This window comes from Devosia sp. BK (genome assembly GCF_032907385.1).
Lineage (GTDB): Bacteria > Pseudomonadota > Alphaproteobacteria > Rhizobiales > Devosiaceae > Devosia.
Window position 1 is genome coordinate 2,110,803 of sequence record NZ_JAIMBX010000001.1, and the last position, 17,947, is coordinate 2,128,749.

General features: G+C 61.1%; 19 protein-coding genes and 1 riboswitch. Of the genes, 12 read left to right on the forward strand and 7 right to left on the reverse strand.

The features are described from left to right. The first annotated feature begins 49 nt into the window (after nt 1-49). The 11 genes from DevBK_RS10260 to gcvPB all read left to right on the forward strand — a co-directional run bounded on the left by DevBK_RS10260 (nt 50) and on the right by gcvPB (nt 8,754). Nucleotides 50-313: a ribbon-helix-helix domain-containing protein gene (locus DevBK_RS10260; protein WP_062630098.1), complete on the forward strand. Its 264-nt coding sequence runs from the start codon at nt 50-52 to the stop codon at nt 311-313. Between the two features lie 5 nt (nt 314-318). Continuing rightward, complete coding sequence (locus tag DevBK_RS10265) at nt 319-642, forward strand: hypothetical protein (protein ID WP_317185353.1); 324 nt, start codon at nt 319-321, stop codon at nt 640-642. A 315-nt stretch (nt 643-957) separates the two neighbouring features. After that, nucleotides 958-1,341 (forward strand): AtpZ/AtpI family protein, encoded by a 384-nt coding sequence (locus tag DevBK_RS10270; RefSeq protein WP_061907824.1) that lies wholly within the window; start codon nt 958-960, stop codon nt 1,339-1,341. Nucleotides 1,342-1,359: 18 nt separating this feature from the next. Next, on the forward strand, nt 1,360-2,130 hold the full coding sequence (locus tag DevBK_RS10275; protein ID WP_317185354.1) for a F0F1 ATP synthase subunit A: 771 nt from the start codon (nt 1,360-1,362) through the stop codon (nt 2,128-2,130). A 65-nt stretch (nt 2,131-2,195) separates the two neighbouring features. Further along, nucleotides 2,196-2,423, forward strand: coding sequence for a F0F1 ATP synthase subunit C (locus DevBK_RS10280; protein WP_046103481.1), 228 nt, complete (start codon nt 2,196-2,198; stop codon nt 2,421-2,423). A 101-nt stretch (nt 2,424-2,524) separates the two neighbouring features. Beyond that, nucleotides 2,525-3,163 carry an ATP F0F1 synthase subunit B gene (locus DevBK_RS10285; protein ID WP_317185355.1) on the forward strand — a complete coding sequence of 213 codons (639 nt, stop codon included), beginning with the start codon at nt 2,525-2,527 and terminating at the stop codon, nt 3,161-3,163. A gap of 5 nt (nt 3,164-3,168) precedes the next feature. After that, nucleotides 3,169-3,657: an ATP F0F1 synthase subunit B gene (locus DevBK_RS10290; protein ID WP_317185356.1), complete on the forward strand. Its 489-nt coding sequence runs from the start codon at nt 3,169-3,171 to the stop codon at nt 3,655-3,657. 425 nt (nt 3,658-4,082) lie between these two features. Then, nucleotides 4,083-4,173: riboswitch (glycine riboswitch) on the forward strand. A gap of 146 nt (nt 4,174-4,319) precedes the next feature. Then, the gene (gene gcvT / locus DevBK_RS10295; protein ID WP_317185357.1) at nt 4,320-5,477 is read left to right on the forward strand and encodes a glycine cleavage system aminomethyltransferase GcvT; all 1,158 of its coding nucleotides are present in this window, start codon (nt 4,320-4,322) and stop codon (nt 5,475-5,477) included. A gap of 9 nt (nt 5,478-5,486) precedes the next feature. Then, nucleotides 5,487-5,852, forward strand: coding sequence for a glycine cleavage system protein GcvH (gene gcvH, locus DevBK_RS10300; RefSeq protein WP_317185358.1), 366 nt, complete (start codon nt 5,487-5,489; stop codon nt 5,850-5,852). A 2-nt stretch (nt 5,853-5,854) separates the two neighbouring features. Then, nucleotides 5,855-7,210: an aminomethyl-transferring glycine dehydrogenase subunit GcvPA gene (gcvPA, locus tag DevBK_RS10305; RefSeq protein ID WP_317185359.1), complete on the forward strand. Its 1,356-nt coding sequence runs from the start codon at nt 5,855-5,857 to the stop codon at nt 7,208-7,210. Next, on the forward strand, nt 7,207-8,754 hold the full coding sequence (gene gcvPB, locus DevBK_RS10310) for an aminomethyl-transferring glycine dehydrogenase subunit GcvPB (RefSeq protein WP_317185360.1): 1,548 nt from the start codon (nt 7,207-7,209) through the stop codon (nt 8,752-8,754). The genes gcvPA and gcvPB overlap by 4 nt, the downstream gene beginning before the upstream one ends. A gap of 49 nt (nt 8,755-8,803) precedes the next feature. Here gcvPB and DevBK_RS10315 read toward each other — a convergent pair whose 3' ends face one another. The 3 genes from DevBK_RS10315 to DevBK_RS10325 form a co-directional block, all read right to left on the reverse strand. After that, entirely contained in the window at nt 8,804-9,382 is a 579-nt protein-coding gene (locus DevBK_RS10315; protein ID WP_317185361.1) for a hypothetical protein, read from the reverse strand. Nucleotides 9,383-9,401: 19 nt separating this feature from the next. Next, a complete protein-coding gene (locus DevBK_RS10320) occupies nt 9,402-9,896 on the reverse strand; it encodes a peroxiredoxin (RefSeq protein ID WP_061907816.1) in 495 nt (164 codons plus the stop codon). An 85-nt stretch (nt 9,897-9,981) separates the two neighbouring features. Further along, nucleotides 9,982-10,800 carry a protein-disulfide reductase DsbD domain-containing protein gene (locus tag DevBK_RS10325; RefSeq protein WP_317185362.1) on the reverse strand — a complete coding sequence of 273 codons (819 nt, stop codon included), beginning with the start codon at nt 10,798-10,800 and terminating at the stop codon, nt 9,982-9,984. Nucleotides 10,801-10,909: 109 nt separating this feature from the next. Here DevBK_RS10325 and DevBK_RS10330 point away from each other — a divergent pair, with 109 nt between their 5' ends. Beyond that, nucleotides 10,910-11,485, forward strand: a complete 576-nt coding sequence (locus DevBK_RS10330) for a YqgE/AlgH family protein (RefSeq protein ID WP_317185363.1) — start codon at nt 10,910-10,912, stop codon at nt 11,483-11,485. A gap of 25 nt (nt 11,486-11,510) precedes the next feature. Here DevBK_RS10330 and DevBK_RS10335 read toward each other — a convergent pair whose 3' ends face one another. The 4 genes from DevBK_RS10335 to thrC all read right to left on the reverse strand — a co-directional run bounded on the left by DevBK_RS10335 (nt 11,511) and on the right by thrC (nt 17,904). After that, nucleotides 11,511-14,384 (reverse strand): EAL domain-containing protein, encoded by a 2,874-nt coding sequence (locus DevBK_RS10335; protein WP_062630108.1) that lies wholly within the window; start codon nt 14,382-14,384, stop codon nt 11,511-11,513. Between the two features lie 181 nt (nt 14,385-14,565). Next, nucleotides 14,566-15,183 (reverse strand): GNAT family N-acetyltransferase, encoded by a 618-nt coding sequence (locus tag DevBK_RS10340; protein ID WP_061907813.1) that lies wholly within the window; start codon nt 15,181-15,183, stop codon nt 14,566-14,568. A 3-nt stretch (nt 15,184-15,186) separates the two neighbouring features. After that, nucleotides 15,187-16,449, reverse strand: a complete 1,263-nt coding sequence (locus DevBK_RS10345; RefSeq protein WP_062630110.1) for a M16 family metallopeptidase — start codon at nt 16,447-16,449, stop codon at nt 15,187-15,189. Nucleotides 16,450-16,509: 60 nt separating this feature from the next. Further along, nucleotides 16,510-17,904, reverse strand: a complete 1,395-nt coding sequence (thrC, locus tag DevBK_RS10350) for a threonine synthase (RefSeq protein ID WP_317185364.1) — start codon at nt 17,902-17,904, stop codon at nt 16,510-16,512. Nucleotides 17,905-17,947: the final 43 nt, after the last annotated feature.

A 17,947-nucleotide genomic window follows, 5' to 3' on the forward strand; every position in this document is an offset into this window, starting at 1 on the left:
TTGCCGCGCGGGCATGCCTGTATTACTTGTAATACAAAGGAGAACCGTGATGGCTGAGCTTTCCGATCCCGTTACCTTGCGTCTCCCGCAAGACATCCTGAGAGACGTCGAGAGAATCGCCGCCGGCTCTGAGCGAACGCGAAGCTGGGTCATCGTGCGCGCGCTCAAATATTACCTCGCACAAGAGGCAGAGGGCGGTATCTGCCTTTCGGTACTGCGCGGCCGTGAAGAAGCGGCCGAGGGCGGTGGCGAAGACCTGGAAGATGTCATCGCCGAACTGGACGAGATTATTCGCAAGGGCAAAGCGGCCTAATGCGCGTGAAGGTTTCGAAAGAAGCCAAGCGCGATATTCAGCGTGAGATCGATTACCTCAAGGGTAAGACGATCTCCGGCATCCTAACCTTTCGCTCGATTATCGAGCGCGCTCGGCAGCTTCTCGCAAGTCAGCCATCTGCAGGTCGAGTGCGGCCGAGCAGCCTCCCGATCCGCGGCGCGCAGCGCATCATAGTCGATGGCTGGTGCTTCGATTATGATGTGATTGACGGCTCGGTCTGGCTACAGCGCGTGACGCACTCGATTGCTACACCCTCGTTGAAATACGACGACGACTTCGATTACGAAAAAGACGATCCGGACAGTTAGACCATCGCGCGATCGGCCCGCGGTGGAACGCCATGATTGCGTGGTCTACCTACCGCCTGCCACCACCGACATGGCCGCACAAGTTGCCCGCTTTGCAACCCAGCCCCTCCCGGGAATCTCTCCTTGAGCCACGGCTTTACCACAATTGACCTGTGGACAGCATGCCGCACCCGTGGATTTCGCGAAAACATAACGCAAAATCAAGAACTTACATCTTCGTCACTTGCCTTGACACCTTTTGGGGCCACCACTATGTTGCGCCCGACCTGAAAAGGCACCGGAAATTCCGGAACAGGCGGGCCAGGGAGGAACGGGATGGCAAAGCCGCCCAATATCCAGGGCAAGCCGGAAAAAGACAGCGAAGTGACTCGCGATCTCGCATCGCGCATTGCTTCTGCCAAGCGGGAACAGGTACTCAAGGACGCTAGAGCCTCGGGTGGTGTCTCGGGCGATATGAGCGGAATGGCGCGCGGTATGCGCATCGCCACCGAATTCATAGCTGCCATTCTGGTGGGGACCTTTGTCGGGTATCTCATCGATCTTGGCCTGGGGACCAGCCCTTGGGGTTTGCTCATCCTGTTCATGGTGGGCTTCGCCGCTGGAATCCGAAACGTCATCCGCGTGGTGACGGACCTGAATGCCGCATCGCCTCCCCCGCCTTCATCGGGCGCGGAAGACGAGAAGCGGACCGATAGTTGATGACGCTTAGAGGGCTCCATGGCCGGTACTGACCCGATCCACCAGTTTGTCATCTATGACCTTTTCCCGATTCATATCGGGGACGAGGCTGCGGGTAACGCCGTCAATCTTTCCTTCACCAATTCATCCCTGTTCATGGTCGTGACCGTCGCTGTCCTGACCGCGTTCATGGCGATGTCGGCCTCCAAGGCCAGCATGGTGCCGGGCCGTTTCCAGCTTGCTGGCGAATTGGCCTATAGTTTCGTGGCCAATATGCTGCGAAGCTCGGCTGGCACCGAAGGCATGAAATTCTTCCCGTTCGTGTTCTCGCTTTTCGGCTTCGTGCTGGTGGCGAACCTTCTCGGGATGTTCCCCTATTTCTTCACCGTCACGAGCCACATCATCGTCACCGCAGCGCTTGCTCTGCTCGTGATTTCGGTTGTGATCCTCTACGGCTTCTTCCGCCACGGTCCGAAATTCCTCAAGCTTTTCGTTCCGGCAGGCGTTCCGGGCTATGTGCTGCCCATCGTGGTGCCGATCGAAATCATTTCGTTCCTGTCGCGCCCGATCAGCCTTTCGGTTCGTCTGTTCGGCAATATCCTTGCCGGTCACATCACCCTCAAGGTGTTCTCTGGTTTCGTGGTCAGCCTTGGTGCCCTTGGCGCTCTTGGTTGGCTCGGCGCTCTGCTCCCGCTCATCATGACGGTGGCAATCACGGCGCTAGAACTGCTCGTCGCAGTGGTGCAGGCCTATGTGTTTGCAGTGCTGACGTCGATGTACCTCAACGACGCGGTCCACCCATCACACTAAGACGTTGAGTCCCTCAAACGGCGGCTTTTCGCCGGTAATACTTTGACCCTCGAAAGGACAAACAAATGGATGTTGAAGCCGCAAAGATGATCGGCGCTGGTATCGCAACCCTGGGTATGGCTGGTGCGGCCCTCGGCGTGTCGAATATCTTCGCAAACTTCCTCTCGGGTGCCCTGCGCAACCCATCCGCAGCGCCGAGCCAGACCGGTAACCTGATTTTCGGTATGGCCATGACCGAAGCTCTGGGCATCTTCTCGTTCCTGGTTGCTCTGATCCTGCTGTTCGTCGCCTAATTCGCGACCAACGAATTTTATCGCAGCCGGACACAAGGGTTCGGCTGCGGTTGCATTCAGCGCCCGCGCTGGATGACCGGATTTAACGGGATCTCGACCAGATGGTAACGCAAGCCTACGCTCAAGAAGCGGTAACGCCGACCGAGGAAAACCTCGACCACGCTGTCGACGCCACCCATGGCGAAGGCGTGGACGCGCACGATCCGACCGCTGACACCCATGCCACGACCGAAGCGCATGGCGAGGGGCATTCCGATGTCTTCCCGCCCTTCGATCCGGCAACTTTCCCCAGCCAGTTGCTCTGGCTCGCAATTTCCTTTGCCGCGCTTTATCTGCTGATGAGCAAGGTCGCCCTGCCCAAGGTCGGCTCCATCATCGAAAAGCGCCAGGCAACCATCGACGCCGATCTCCAGGCAGCCGATGCCGACCGTCAGAAGACCGACGGGGCCATCGCTTCCTATGAAAAGGCACTCGCTGAAGCCAAGTCCAAGGCTCAGGCCATCGCCACACAGTCGCGCGATGCCATGCAGGCTGATCTCGCTGCCAAGCGCAGCGCGGCTGAAGCCACGCTCGCCACCAAGGTCAGCGAAGCCGAAGCCCGCATCACGACCACCAAGAACGCCGCTCTCGCCCATGTCGACGAGATCGCTGCCGAAACGGCCCAGGCCGTCGTCGGTCAGTTCGTGGGTGACGTTTCCGCCGACAGCGTCCGCGCTGCCGTTGCCAAGGTGAAGGGATAATCGCCATGCCCACTTGGATGGATAACAGCTTTTTCGCGCTTGTCGGCCTCGTCATCTTCATCGGCGTGCTGATCTATGTCGGCGTCCCCCGCATCATCGGCGGCATGCTCGACAAGCAGATCAAGAAGATCGAAACCGATCTGAGCGAAGCCAAGCGCCTCCGCGAAGAAGCCGCTGCTCTCCTCGCCGAATATGAGCGCAAGCGCATCGCTGCCGAAAGCGAAGCCCAAGGCATCATCGCCGCGGCCCAGGAAGAAGCGGCACGCATGACCGCCGAAGCCCAGACCGCCCTGACCGACCTCGTCGCCCGCCGCACCAAGGCCGTGGAAGACAAGATCGCCCAGGCCGAAGCCCAGGCCATCGCCGACGTCCGCGCCCGCTCCGCCGACCTCGCCGTCGAAGCTGCCCGCGTTGTCCTCACCGACGAAATGAACGCCAAAGGCAGCCAGATCGTCGACAAAGCCATCGCCGACGTCGCCGGCCGCCTGAACTGATTTTTTTGGTTTTTGGAATGTGAAGGCGGGCCGCAAGGTCCGCCTTTTTTGTTTGTTTGTCGCATTTGGCGCCACACCAACCAGCCTTACCCTCGCCCCTTGAGGGAGAGGGACAGGAGTTTCTTCGTTCAGAAGAAATTCCAGGGTGAGGGGTATTCTCTCCTCCGCAGAGGAGCAGGCGGCAGAACGCAGCCCGTCCCTAACTGCTGCCCTTCCCCCCTCCTACCCACCGCCGTCATTGCCGGGCTTGTCCCGGCAATCCATCTCGCCTCCGCATGGACCACCGGGACAAGCCCGGTCGTGACGACCGACGAAAAAGCGCCCTGACAGCTGAAGGCGCCTAGACTGTCTCCTCACCATGCCCACGCCTCCCGTGCACATCCCCACGCCTGCCGTTGACGCCACCACAAATCTCCCCCATGGTGCCAACGACTGCGGGAGAGACTGGCTGAAAATGCCAGCGCCGAAGGAGCAACCGCCCCGGAAACTCTCAGGCAACCGGACCGCAGTCAGGTCAAAACTCTGGAAAGCAGGCCTTCACGGCCTCTCCGAAGGAGCAACCGGCGCTCAGCCGGGAAATCTCTCAGGGCAAGGACAGAGGGGGCACGCACTCCGCCATTTGGGCAGAGCATAGTCGTGTCGCCTTTGAACCCGAGAGACCCATGGCCGAACCTTCGACCGAAGACCTCAAGCAGACCCCGCTCTATGAGCGCCACGTCAGTGCCGGCGGCCGCATCGTGCCCTTCGGCGGCTATGCCCTTCCCGTGCAATATCCCACCGGTATCATGACCGAGCACAAGTGGACCCGCGACCACGCCGGCCTCTTCGACGTCAGCCATATGGGCCCAAGCTTTCTGACCCTCAGCGCACCGACGAGCGACACCGCCGCAGACCACGCAGCAATCTATGCGCTGATCGAGCCCTTGGTCTGTGGCGATATCGCTGGCCTAAAACCCGGCCAATTGCGCTACACGCTCCTTCTCAACGACAAGGGTGGCACGGTAGACGATCTCATGATCGGTCGCGCTACGGAAGGCGGCACGCTCTACGTGATTGTCAATGCCGGCACCAAAGACGGTGACTTTGCCCTGATCGCCAAGACAGTTGGTGATAAGGCTATGCTACACCGCGCCGACGATCGCGCCCTCCTAGCCCTCCAAGGCCCGGAGGCCGTCAACGTGATGGCCGCGCTCCTGCCCGAGGCGACTGATCTAGGCTTTATGCAGTTCGGCGATTTTGATTGGAACGGCGTTTCGGTCACCATTTCGCGCTGCGGCTATACAGGCGAGGATGGTTTTGAAATCCTGGCTCCGGCCAGCTCGGCTTCCGCCCTCTGGGACGCGCTCCTTGCCGATCCGCGCGTAAAGCCCATCGGCCTAGGCGCCCGCGATAGCCTCCGCCTCGAAGCCGGTCTGCCGCTCTATGGCCACGACCTCGACGAAACCATTTCTCCCATCGAAGCCGATCTCGGCTTTGCCGTCTCCAAGCGGCGCCGCGAAGCCGCCGATTTCCCCGGTGCCCAGCGCATTCTCGCCGAACGCGAGGGCCAACTCAACCGCAAACGCGTCGGCCTCCTCGTCGAAGGCGCTCCCGCGCGCGAAGGTGCCGAAATCCTCGATGCGTCCGGCGCAGTTGTCGGCGTGGTCACCAGCGGCGGTTTTGCCCCTTCGCTCGGTAAGGCCATCGCCCTCGGCTTCGTGCCCCCTGCCCTTACGACACCCGGCACCAAACTCCAGGTCTCCGTCCGCGACCGCGCGCAGCCGGCCGAAGTCGTCCCGACCCCTTTCGTTCCCCATCGCTATTTCCGCAAAGCCATCTGAGGCCCACTCATGACCACCAAGTTCACACCCGACCACGAATATATCCGCGTCGAGGGTTCGACCGGCATTGTCGGCATCACGCCCTATGCGCAGGAGCAACTCGGCGACATCGTCTTCGTCGAGCTCCCCGCCGTCGGCAAGGTGCTCAAGAAGGGTGAGGAAGCCGCCGTCGTCGAATCCGTCAAGGCCGCCTCCGAAATCTACGCGCCAGTAACCGGAACGATCGTCGAAGTTAACGGAATGCTAACAAAAGAGCCCGGTCTGGTGAACACAGACCCCGAAAAAGCGGGCTGGATGTTCAAGATCGAAATCGCCGATGCCAGCGAAATCGACACTCTCCTCGATGCCGACGGCTATGCGGAATTGACCCTCTGATCATGCGCTACCTTCCCCATTCTGAAACCGAGCGCGCCGAGATGCTTGGCGTCATCGGCGCCGCGGATATCGACGCGCTGTTCTCCGCCGTTCCCAAATCCGCCCTCAAGAGCTTCGATCTCGGTCTTCCGGCGCATAGCCCGGAATTCCTCGTCGAAGCCCATATGCGCGCCCTCGCCGCCAAAAACCACGCCGCCGGCGATGGTCCATTCTTCGTCGGCGCCGGTGCCTATCGCCACCACGTGCCGGCAACGGTCGATCATTTAATCCAGCGCTCCGAATGGCTTACGGCCTACACGCCCTACCAGCCGGAAATCTCGCAGGGCACCCTGCAGATGCTGTTCGAGTTCCAGACACAGGTGGCCAAGATCACCGGCATGGACGTCGCCAACGCGTCGCTCTATGACGGCTCGACCGGCACCGCTGAAGCCGTGTTGATGGCTAAGCGCCTGACGAAAAAGAACAAAATCGTTCTTTCCGGCGGACTCCACCCGCACTATCGCGATGTCGTCAAAGCCTATCTGAAAGACGATCCCGACCTCGTCTGCCTTTCCCCCTCGCCGGAGGGCCAGGGCGATATCCTGAGCCAGATTGACGGCAACACCGCTGCGATCGTCGTCCAAACCCCTGATTTCTATGGTCATCTCCGCGACCTCAAAGCCGCCGCTGATGCTGCACACGCACAGGGCGCGCTGCTCATCGTCGTCATCACCGAAGTCGTTTCCCTCGGCCTCCTCGAAGCACCGGGCGCGCTCGGCGCCGACATCGTCGTCTGCGAAGGCCAATCCATCGGCAACGCCCTCAATTTTGGCGGCCCCTATCTCGGCCTCATGGCAACCCGCAAGGAATTCATCCGCCAGATGCCCGGTCGCCTCTGCGGCGAAACCGTTGATGCCGATGGAAATCGTGGCTTCGTGCTGACGCTTTCGACCCGCGAGCAGCATATTCGCCGAGAGAAGGCGACGAGCAATATCTGCACCAATTCCGGCCTCTGCGCCCTGGCCTTCTCCATCCACATGTCGCTCCTTGGCGAGGCCGGCTTCACCCGCGTGGCTCGCCTCAACCACCACAACGCGGTCAAGCTCGCCCGGATGCTCGGCACCGTTCCAGGCGTCGAATTGCTCAACAAGAGCTTCTTTAACGAGATGACGATCCGCTTGCCGATTCCGGCCGCTCCGGTGGTCGAAATGCTTGCCCAGGCTGGAGTTTTGGCCGGTGTGCCGGTCAGCCGGCTCGAACCGGGCTATCCGGATGTCGAGAACCTGATCGTTCTCGCCGCAACGGAACTCACCACCCACGCCGATATCGAAATGCTGGCCGAGTGCCTCCACGCCGCCATTGAGGAGGACGCGCAATGAGCATGAACACCCAAGGCCGCCCAACCGGCATCGGCACCAGCGGCAGCACCGCCGCTTCCGGCTCGGCACTCATTCCCGATGAACCGCTGCTCTTCGAAATCGGCGATACCGAACATTCCGGCGTCGACCTCCCCGAAGTCAAAATCGACGGCAGCTTCCTCGACGGTTTCGAGCGCAAGACCAAGCTCGATCTCGCCGGGCTCACAGAGCCCGAAGCCATGCGCCACTATGTGCGCCTCTCGCGCATGAACCATTCGATCGACAGCGGCATGTACCCGCTTGGTTCGTGCACCATGAAGCACAATCCGCGCCTCAACGAAAAAATGGCCCGCCTGCCGGGCTTTTCGGACATCCATCCGCTGCAGCCGGTCTCGACCGTGCAGGGCGCGCTCGAGCTGATGAACCAGCTTTCGCACTGGCTTCTTACCCTCACAAATACCGCCGCCGTAGCCCTCTCACCTAAGGCCGGCGCCCATGGCGAACTCCTCGGCATGATGGCGATCAAGGCGGCTCAGGAGGCTGCGGGCCAGGCGCATCGCACCATCGTCCTCGTCCCCGAAAGCGCCCATGGTACCAATCCGGCGACTGCGGCCTTCCTCGGCTACACGGTGAAACCCGTGCCCGCCAAGGCCGATGGCACAGTCGATGTGGAAGCGGTCAAGGCGGCGCTCTCGCCGGAAGTCGCGGCGATCATGCTGACCAATCCCAATACCTGCGGCCTCTTCGAACCACAGGTCATCGAAATCGCCAAGGCGGTGCACGATGCGGGCGCGTTCTTTTACTGCGATGGCGCCAATTTCAACGCCATCATGGGTGTGGTTCGTCCGGGCGATCTCGGCATCGACGCCATGCATATCAACCTCCACAAGACCTTCTCGACGCCCCATGGCGGCGGCGGGCCGGGTGCGGGTCCAGTGGTTCTCTCCGAGGCTCTAGCGCCCTTCGCGCCGGTTCCTTTCGTGCGGAAGGGCGAAAAGGGGCTGGAGCTGGTCGAACATATTGAAGAGCATGCGCTGGGCCGCGTGACGGCATTCCACGGCCAGATGGGCATGTATGTCCGCGCGCTGACCTATATGCTGAGCCATGGTGGCGATGGCCTCGCCCAGGCTGCGCAGGATGCGGTGCTCAACGCCAATTACATCAAGGCACGGCTGCAGCACATCTTCTCGGTGCCCTTCCCCGATTATCCGACCATGCATGAGGCGCTGTTCGACGACAGCTTCATCAAAGACGCAGGCGTCACGACGCTTGATTTCGCCAAGGCGATGATCGACGAGGGTTTCCACCCGATGACCATGTATTTCCCCTTGGTCGTCCATGGCGCCATGCTGGTCGAACCCACGGAAAGCGAGAGCAAGCAGACGCTCGATCGCTTTTGCGACGTGATGGTGGAACTGGCGACAGACGCCAAGGCCGGGAACACCGCCCGGTTCACCGCGGCTCCAGCAAAGGCACCGCGGCGGCGATTGGACGAAACCCGGGCCGCACGGCAGCCCGTGCTCAAATGGGAAAAGCCTGCGGATCTGCCGCAGGCGGCAGAATAAAAAATGGCGGCCCGAAAGGCCGCCATTTTCATTTCTCTGGTTGGAGCGATCAGCCCCGCGTGTCGAACCCGACCCAGATCGTGATGCTCTCCCCGCCGAGATAGGGGATAGCGACGTTTTCGACGACCTTGACGAATTCGGCCGACTGGGCTGGCGGCGTCAACGCGACGGGGATGGTGTATTTTTCCGAGAAGATTGCCTGGCCATCGCGCTCGACTGCGAAACGGATTGGGGCGTTGACCGACCTCTGGCTGCCGGCAGGCCCGAGCAAAACGCGGCCGGAAGCGCCCATATTGACGGTGATGACGCCGTTGGAGACGACGCAATTGCGCGTCACTTCGTCGATCACGCCTTGATATTGCAGCGCTTTGGCATCGCCTGTACGCCCGCCGCCATAATAGAACATCGCCTCGCCGCCGACACGCACCTTGATCGGCGGACATTCGGTGGCAATCGCTGGCAGCGCATTGGTCTGTGCCTGAGCCACAGCCTGAGGTGACGCAGTCGCATTCTGAAGATTGGCGCTGGTCGATGGCCCGCCGCCGAACATGCTGCCCATCGAGCACCCGGCGAGAGCCGCTGAGAGGCCGGCAAGAGCGACAAGTCGCAGAACGGTCGGCTTGGTCATGGTCACTTCCTGCCTCAAATTACGCATTGGCTGCTTCTAGCGCCATCAAGATGGCCGGCGCACCGCTGGCGTTGACGCCGGGCGCGTCCTCCACAAAAATGTCGAGCACCTTGCCATCCCGCACGATCATGGCCGAGCGCGCATAGCGCGTGCCCATGCCATTGGCGGAGAAATCCTTGGCGAGGCCAAGCGCCTTAGCGAGATCGGCATTGCCATCGGCAATGAACTCTACCTTGCCCAGGGCATCGCTGGCTTCGGCCCAGGCCTTCATCACGTGAGCGTCGTTGACGGAGGCACAGACGATGCGCTCGACGCCGTGCGCCCGGAATTTTTCTGTATTGGCGAGGAAGCCCGGCAAATGGTTGACGTGGCAGGTGGGCGTAAACGCACCCGGCACCGCGAAGAAGACGACGGTCCCCGAGCCAAGGACCACGTCACTGGTGGTGTCGTGCGTGCCGGAAGCCGTTACGAGCTTGATCCCAACAGCCGGAATCGCATTGCCACGTTCAATCATGCGAGGATTTGCCCCATGCCCCAGGCGAGAAGATCGCCTTACTCCAAAACCATCCCGCTGGCGGCTTGGCCGCTCGTCTCCGGGACTACTCGTTCGCCGGCTCTGCCCCGACTGTCCGGCGAAGCTCGAATGCTCCCATACCGGTCATGAATGACAACTGAACGTCTTGGCCGGTCAGGTCAATATTCTCGGTTTTCGCCAGGATGGGAAGCAGCACTAGGTTCGCTTGCGGGCTTTTTTGCGGCATGCCGAACAGCGGCTCGCCACTATCGGTCGCAACGATGATCGAGCCGGGGTCGATATCGTCGGTTGCGAGAGACACTGCCAGGGTCTGTTCGTCTTTGATAAATTCCACTTTGCCGATTGGTGCCGGGCCGTCCACCCAGGGAATAGGCGCTTCAGCCACTGCCTGCTTGATGCGAAGGCTATTGGGCCGATCAGGCGATGCGTCCGCTGCAGGGAGCGTGAAGCTCGCTTGTGCCGGAATGCAGATATCGGAGCAGATGCCAAGCAGCGCCGAGATATCCACTTCGGCTGTCTTGTCGGCCACGGTCAGTTCAATGGGCAGCAGGGTTGGCCCGAAATAGGCAAAGTCGAGATAGCCAGAGCTGAGATCGACGATCGGGTGCGGCCAGAGAATCTTGCCCGCGCTGACACCGCGAGACGCGGAAAAATCGAGCTCGGTCGGAAAACCCGTTTCGCCCGGCACACGCCAATAGGTCTTGGTATTTTCCGGCATATCGATTTCGAGGCCGAACAAGGTCTTGCCATCGGGCTTGACGACGCCAGTGCTGACGAGCCGCAATTTGACCCCGGGCGTCACTTCCTGCCACGGCGTTTCGCCGGCAAAAACCGGTGCAACGAGAGCGGGCAAAAAGGCGGCGGCAAGAGCAATTGATCGCATGGCTCGGCATTAACGCAGGAGATGGTGAAGGAATAGCTGACGCGCCTTCAGGCCTTCGTGAAGAGGCACGAGACTTGGCTTCACCCCGCCTAGCGCATAGACTTGGCTAATGACTTATCTTGAAGGACAATTCCTGGTCGCCATGCCGGGCATGGAAGACGAGCGCTTCGCCGAAAGCGTTATCCTGCTCGTCGGTCATGGCGAAGAGGGCGCCATGGGTCTGGTGGTCAATCAGAAATTGGCCAATCTGCGGTTTGCCGACATTCTCGACGAGCTCGATCTAGGCGATCCCGATGCCGTCATTCGTCTGCCGGACACGATCCGTGACCGCACGGTCATGCGCGGTGGGCCGGTCGAGAAGGGGCGTGGCTTCGTGCTGCATTCGTCCGACTATCACAGCGGCAATACCTATAAGGTCACCGAAGATATCGGCCTTACCGCCACCCTGGATGTGCTTCGCGCCATGGCGTTCGGCCCGGCACCGAAAGCCTCATTTTTTGCGCTTGGCTGCTGCGGCTGGAGCCCCGGACAACTCGAACGGGAGATCGCCGAAAACGGCTGGCTGACCGTGCCATTCACGCCGGAGCTGGTGTTCAATACTCCGGTGGAGAAACGCTACGAGAAGGCGCTGGAAAGCCTGCACATCACGCGGGCAACGCTGAGCAGCGACGCAGGCCACGCCTAAGCCAAACTGTCGTTAGCGGCGAGGATTACCGCCCCGCCTGCGCCATCAGCTTCTTTGCCAATTCCTGCCCGGTCATGGCGGCCCCGAACGCAAAGCCTTGCGCAAAACGGCAGTTCATCTGCCGCAGGCGCTCGATTTCGTCGAGCGTTTCGACTCCCTCGGCAATCACCATCAGATCCAGATCTTCGGCAAGCCCGACAATGGCGCGAATGATTGGCGCCTGCGTGTGCGGATTGCCGGTCTCGGTGCCCATCTTTACGAAGGCGGCCGGGATTTTGATCGTGTCGAACGGGAAGCGGTGGAGGTAGCTGAGCGACGAGTGGCCCGTGCCGAAATCGTCGAGCGCCAACCCTAGGCCCAAGCTCCGGAGCGCCTCAAGCATATAGGCGGAGTGCTCGGGATTGCTCATCACCTGACCTTCGGTGATCTCGAGCTTGAGATGGGTTGCCAGCGTCTTGTCCTGCGCCACGAGATTGCGCATGTCGTTGAGCAGCGTTTCGGTCGCCAATTGCGTCGGCGAGAGATTGACCGAGATGAAAAATTCTTCGCCAAGCCCAATCGTCGCCGACCATTCGCGGGCTTGTGTGGCCGCCTGTTCGAAGGCCAGGCGCCCGAGCTTTTCGATCTGGCCGGAACGTTCGGCAAGCGGCACGAATTCGTCCGGGTTGACCACGCCACGCGTCGGATGGTTCCAGCGCATCAGCGCTTCGGCCCCAACGATCTGGCCCGACGCGATGTTCATGACCGGCTGATATTGCACCGAGAGTTCGCCCTGGCGCATGCCGCGTTCGAGATCTTCTTCGCTGGCGCGGTTGTAATTGGCGATGGAGCGGGCCGAGGCACGATAGGCCTCGATGCGATCCCCGCCGAGGCGCTTGGCGTAATACATGGCCAGTTCGGCATCGCGCAGCACGTCGGGGGCTTCTGCGGGATTGCCGTCGTAGATCGTGACGCCGATCGAAGCCGTGATAGTGAGGTCACGGTCGCCGAAATTGAACGGGGCCTTCAGCGCCTTGCGGATTTGCTCAGCGCTTTCGGCGATCTTCCCGGCCGTCTGCTCGGAGGCGAGGATCACTGCGAACTGATCCCCCGAAATGCGCGCGACCGTATCGAGCGGCCGCATGACGCGGGAAATGCGGCGGGAAATGGCGAGCAGTACCGAATCGGCCGCCGAATGGCCGATGCGCTCTTCGAGCTCCATGAACCGGTCGATATCGATGAGGAAGACTGCCGGCTTGATGCCGCCCGGCGTGCGCGCGCGGGCCAGCGAACGCTCAAGCCGATCAAGCAGGAGCTGGCGATTGGGCAGGCCAGTGAGGCTGTCGTGCACGGCATCATGCAGCAGGCGTTCACGGGCGGCGCGATCTTCGGTGACATCCTGCAGGGTGCCGACGATGCGGTTGACCTGACCATCGCCGCCCAGCACCGGTTTTACCCGCATCCGGAAGGTGCGGTAATTGCCATCATGGCCCGCCACGCGCAGGTCCGAAGAGACCTTGCCTCGGCGCAATTCGACGAGCGTATCGAAGGCCGTGCGGAAGCGGTCGCGGTCATCGGGATGGACACGATCGAGCCAGCGCTTGATGGCGCCGCGCAGCGCCCCGCGCTTTTCGCCGAGACGGGTTGTCAGTTCGTCGCTGACGGTGACCCGGTCGCGATCGATATTCCAATCGAAAACGAAATCACCCGAACCGGTCAGCGCCAAAGCGCGACGCTCGACCTCGCTCAGGGTGCCGATGGTCACCTGCCCTTCGGCAAAGGCGTGTTGAACGGCCGTGAAGCCTAAAAGCATGACGACGAGCACGAGACCGCCGCCCACGGCCGGCTGGGCAACGTCATTGGTGACCTGACCTGAAATGACGAGCCAGGAATAGAACAGCCAAGCAATGAAGATGATCCAGGTCGGGACGAGCAGCACGGCGCGATCATAGCCGCGGAGCGCCAGCAACAGGATCAGGAAGAAGCCGGAAAGGCCGAGGAGCGCCAGAACGAGACGCGCGATGGTGGCGGCAATTGCGGGTTGGAAAAAGGCAAAGCCGAAGAGCGCGAGAAAAAGCGCCGAGAGCCCGAGCGCCAGATGGATGAAGCGCAGATGCCACCGGTGGAGATTGAGATAGATGAAGAGGAAGCCGGCAAGCGTCGTCGCTATGCCCGCCTCCGCCGCGGCCCTGAGTGGTTGGAGCCCGCCGGCCGATATGCCGAAAAGGCGGCCAAGGATGGCGAAGTCGATGAGGAGATAGGCGAGCACCGCCCAGGCGAAAGCGGCCGTGGCCGGGAATACGCCCCTGCCCTTGACCACGAACATGATGGTCAGGAACACGGCCGCGAGCGATGCAACGCCTAGCACCACGCCGCGGAACAGCGTGAAGGAATTGACGTAGTCGCGATAGGCGTTGGGTTGCCAGAGGTAAAGCTCCGGCAATTCGCCTGACGTCAGTTCGGCAATCAGCGTCACAGTCGCGCCGGGATCGAGCGTGACCTCATAAACGTCAGCCTCGGGGTCGGCCAATTGCACCGGCCGAATGCCAGCGCTTGGGGTCACCGCCGAAATGCGGGCATTGCCCAGATCGGGCTGGAAAACGCCTGACGCCGGTAGCCGGTAGAATGGCGCGACGAGAAGGCGCTCGATCTGCTGGTCGGAATCATTACGGAGCGCAAAAAGCGCGAACGACGGATTGGTGCCCTGCTCGCTTGCCAGAACCTCGATGCGCCGGATGATGCCGTCGGCATCAGGCGCGGTCGAAAGCTGCAGACGCCCATTCGTGCCCGGCACGATTTCGACGATATCGGACAGGTTGACGGCATTGACGTCTTCGGGGACCGAAATGACTTCGAAAGCCCGGGCCGGCTGCGAGAAAGCGAACGCAAGGATGATTGCGAGAACAAGAAACGGACGCATCAAGAGCAGCTAATTCCCACACAAGGCTTCATTGTGGCGGCAGTCGGCCGCGGATAACGCGGGGGACAAGCCTTTGGCTTTGGTAACCTCCAAAGGGGGCGCACCTTTGGTACGAGAGATTGACCCTTGCGGCAAGCGGGGTGGCGCAGTGCGATGTGGAACGTGATGGACGTCCCACCGGTCAGGCAACACGATGATGTGGACTTGCGAAGCGGAAACTGTCCCAGCGCTCGCGCGTCAGCCCCATCAGCACATGGTCTTCCCAGCGGCCATTGATCTGCAGGTAACGTTCGGCAAAGCCTTCCTCGACAAAGCCATTTTTTTCGAGCACCCGCCGCGATGCAATATTGTGCGGTAGGAAAGCAGCGTGGACGCGATGGAGGTCGAGCGTTTCGAAGGTGAAGGCGAGCGACACCTCGACGGCTTCGCTCATCAGCCCCTTGCCGGCATAAGACTGGCCCATCCAGTAGCCCAGATTGACGAATTGCGCCGCACGACGCCGGACATTGGAGAGGGTTATCCCGCCAACCAAGGTATTGCTGCCGTCATCGAGAAAAATAAAAAACGTGTAGTCGGTTCCCTGCTCGGCTTCCTGCCGCGCCCGGCGCACCCGCATGGAGAACACGCGACGGCCAAGATCGGCCTCGGTCCAACGCGGCTCGAAGGGTTTGAGGAAATCCTGGCTGGAGCGGCGCAGATTATACCAAGCCGTATAGTCGCGCATCTGCGGCAGGCGCAAAGCGATGCTGCGCCCGCGTAGCGTGATCAATTGCTCCGGCGACGACCAGGGCCAGAGCATGATTTAGCGCTTGAGCGTCTCGCCGATGCTTTCGACATCGGCCAGCCGGCTGATCGGCCCAATACCGGCAAGTGTCGGCGTCGAGCTGGTGAAAATCTGTTCGGCCACCTCGCGCACACGCTGCGCGGTAATGCGGTTGATGCGCTCGACCGTCTCTGCCATCTGGATAGGACGGCCCCAGAGGATCTGCTGGCGTGCCAGCTGACCGGCGCGGGCCGAAGGGCTTTCGAGCGACATGAGGAGACCGGCGCGGATCTGGTTGCGCACGCGCACCACTTCCTCTTCCGAAATGGTTTCGGCCGCGCGCTTGAGTTCATCGAGCACGACGGGGACCAGTTCGGAAACTTCGTCTTCGCCCGTCGCCGCAGCAACGCCAAAAACGCCGCTATCGGCAAAGGCCCAGTGGAAGGAATAGACCGAATAGCAGAGGCCGCGCTTTTCGCGCACCTCCTGGAAAAGGCGAGAGCTCATGCCGCCGCCGAGCACGGAGGCAAGCACCTGCGCGGCATAAAAGCCATCGGAATTGTAGGCGCGCCCCTCAAAGCCTAGAACGATATGGGCCTGTTCGTGGTCCGAAATCAGCCGCTCTTCGCCGCCTTGATATTCGGCGCGCTGCGGTGCCGGGGCGCCATTCGGCGTCAGATCGGCAAAGCGCTGCTTGGCGACTTCGACGAGCTCCTCATGATCCACATTGCCCGCAGCGGCCATGACCATGTGGTCGCCCACATAATTGCGGCGCATATATTTGCGGACCATTTCGGGGGAAAAATCCCGCACCGAATCGACGGTACCCAAAATGGTGCGGCCGATGGGCTGGGTGGGATAGGCCGCCTGCTGAAACAGATCGAAGACGTGGTCATCGGGGTTGTCGCGCGCCGCGCCAATTTCCTGAACGATAACCTGCTGCTCGCGGGTCATTTCGTTTTCGTCGAAGGTCGAATTCTGCAAAATATCCGAGAGGATATCAGCCGCGAGAACGACGTCTTCCTTGAGCACGCGCGCAAAATAGCCGGTATGCTCGATCGAAGTCGCGGCATTGAGGTCGCCGCCGACATTTTCGATGGTCTCGGCAATTTCAAGCGCGGTGCGGCTCTTGGTGCCTTTGAAGGCCATGTGTTCGAGAAGGTGCGAAATGCCGTGCTCAGCCTTACGCTCCGAGCGAGCACCGGCCTTTACCCAGACGCCGAGCGAGGCACTCTCGAGATGCGGCATGTCATCGGTCAGCACCACCATGCCGTTTTCGAGAGTCGTCGTTTGTACCGTCACACTCTTCCTCCTGAACCGTGCGGGGGCCTTTGGGCTCTCCCAACATGGTCCGATTATGCTTCAGGCCGCGCGGGTGCGCGCCCCGATAAAGTCTTCCAAAATACGCTGGTCATTGGCCAGCAGTTCAACCCGTTCGGGCCGCTCATAAAGATCGGCAAGCCATGCCGGCAGGGGCGGTTCGATGCCTGAGGCGGCGTTTACGGCCGCCGGGAACTTGGCCGGATGAGCCGTTGCGAGCGTGATCATGGGCGTTGCAGAGCCCGAAAGGCTGCGCGCCACGCTGACCCCGACAGCAGTGTGTGGATCGAGAAGGTAAGACGACTTCGCCCAGGTCTGGGCAATCGTCTCGCTCGTCGCCGATTCATTGGCCGTACCCGCCGCAAATTCGGAGCGGATGGCGGATATGGCGCTTTCCGGCAGATCGAACCCACGCGATTGCTTGAGCGCGGCCATCATCCGGCCGACGGCACTGGCGTCGCGCCCGGCCGATTCGAACAAAAGCCGTTCGAAATTGGATGAGATCTGGATATCCATCGATGGGCTGATGGTGGGCGCAACGCCCTGCATCTCATAGCGGCCGGTATCGATAGTGCGGCGCAGGATATCGTTGGAATTGGTGGCGATAACCAGCTTTTCGATCGGCAGGCCCATGCGCTTGGCGCAATAGCCGGCAAAGATATCGCCGAAATTCCCGGTCGGCACTGTAAAACTGACCGGACGATAGGGCGCGCCCAGCGATACGCCAGCCGCAAAATAATAGACGATCTGCGCGACGATGCGGCCCCAGTTGATGGAATTGACGCCTGAGAGGCGCACGCGATCGCGGAAGGCGTGATGATTGAACATCGCCTTCACGGCATCCTGGCAATCGTCGAACGTACCGTTGAGCGCGATATTGTGCACATTGGCATCGAGCACCGTCGTCATCTGCCGGCGCTGCACTTCCGAGGTGCGACCCTCGGGGTGCAAAATGAAGATATCGGTGGTGTCACGGCCGCGGAACGCCTCGATGGCCGCAGAGCCCGTATCACCCGATGTCGCGCCGACGATGGTGGCGCGGAGGCCACGGGACGACAGGATATGGTCCATGATGCGGCTCAAAAACTGCATCGCCACATCCTTGAAGGCCAAGGTGGGACCATGAAAAAGCTCAAGCACGAAATGATTAGGCTCGAGTTCGACCAGCGGCGTCACCGACGGATGACGGAAACTCGCATAGGCGCCATCGATGATCGACTTCAGCGTCGCGGCCGGAATTTCGTCGCCGGTAAAGCGCGAGATGATGGCATAGGCGACATCAGCATAGGGTTTCCCTGCAAAGGCCGCGATTTCATCTGCGGAAAACTGAGGCCAGCTGGCTGGCACATAGAGACCGCCATCGGAAGCCAGGCCCGCAAGGACCGCATCTGAGAAACCAAGCGCAGGCGCCTGGCCACGCGTCGAAACAAACTGCATCGGAAGGGAAAGCCCTTTTAGAATTGTTGCAACCTAGTGAAAG